2 protein-coding genes are annotated in these 892 nt (G+C 63.6%); both read left to right on the forward strand.

The window, feature by feature from the left end; genetic code table 11:
* A partial coding sequence (locus EN939_RS36090) for a glutathione S-transferase N-terminal domain-containing protein (protein ID WP_127272048.1) occupies positions 1–471 on the forward strand: 471 nt, incomplete at its 5' end.
* The coding region (locus EN939_RS36095) for a uracil-DNA glycosylase family protein (protein WP_127272049.1) at positions 411–892 on the forward strand (482 nt) is incomplete at its 3' end. The genes EN939_RS36090 and EN939_RS36095, both read left to right, overlap by 61 nt.

The following is an 892-nucleotide window of genomic DNA, read 5'->3' on the forward strand; positions in this document are numbered from 1 at the left end:
CCCTTGCAGCGCCTGCCGGTGCTGGAACTCGACGACGGCACCGTCATCACGGAATCCGTCGCCATCTGCCGTTATTTCGAGGAACTGCATCCCGAACCGGCCCTGTTCGGGCGTGGCGCACTCGGCAAGGCGCAGGTCGAGATGTGGCAGAGGCGGATGGAATTCAATTTGCTCAGCTGCGTCACGCAGGCCTTCCGGCACACCCATCCGGCCATGAAGGAATGGGAAATCCCGCAGGTCTCCGAATGGGGCGAGGCCAACAAGCCGAAGGCCGTGGCGTTCCTCAGGCTGCTGGATGGAGAACTGGGCAGCCGGGAGTTCATCGCCGGTGACAGCTATTCGATCGCCGACATCACCGGCCTGATCGCTGTGGACTTCATGAAGCCGGCACGCATCAAGGTGCCGTATGATTGCGCGAATGTGTTGCGCTGGCATCAGGCCGTCTCCAGCCGGCCGAGCGCATCAGCCTGAGAATGACTGCCGAACTCGAAAACCTCGTCGCCAAGGTCCGCGCCTGTCGCATCTGCGTGGAAAATCCGGCCGGTAAGCCGTTGCCGCATGAGCCACGACCTGTGCTGCGCCCATCGTCCAGCGCCCGTATCCTGATCGCCAGCCAGGCGCCGGGGACCAAGGTGCATCTGTCGGGCATGCCGTTCACCGACGCCTCCGGCGATCGCTTGCGCAGTTGGCTTGGCGTGACGAGCGACGAATTCTACGACATCGAAAAATTCGCCATCGTGCCGATGGGTTTCTGCTTTCCCGGCCAGGATGCCAAGGGGGGAGACCTGCCGCCGAGGCGCGAATGCGCGGCGGCCTGGCGCGCGCCCTTGATGGCCTCGATGCCACGGATCGATCTGGTGCTGACAATCGGCATCTATGCGCAGTCCTGGCA

This window comes from Mesorhizobium sp. M7A.F.Ca.CA.002.05.1.1, assembly GCF_003998335.1.
Taxonomy (GTDB): Bacteria; Pseudomonadota; Alphaproteobacteria; order Rhizobiales; family Rhizobiaceae; genus Mesorhizobium.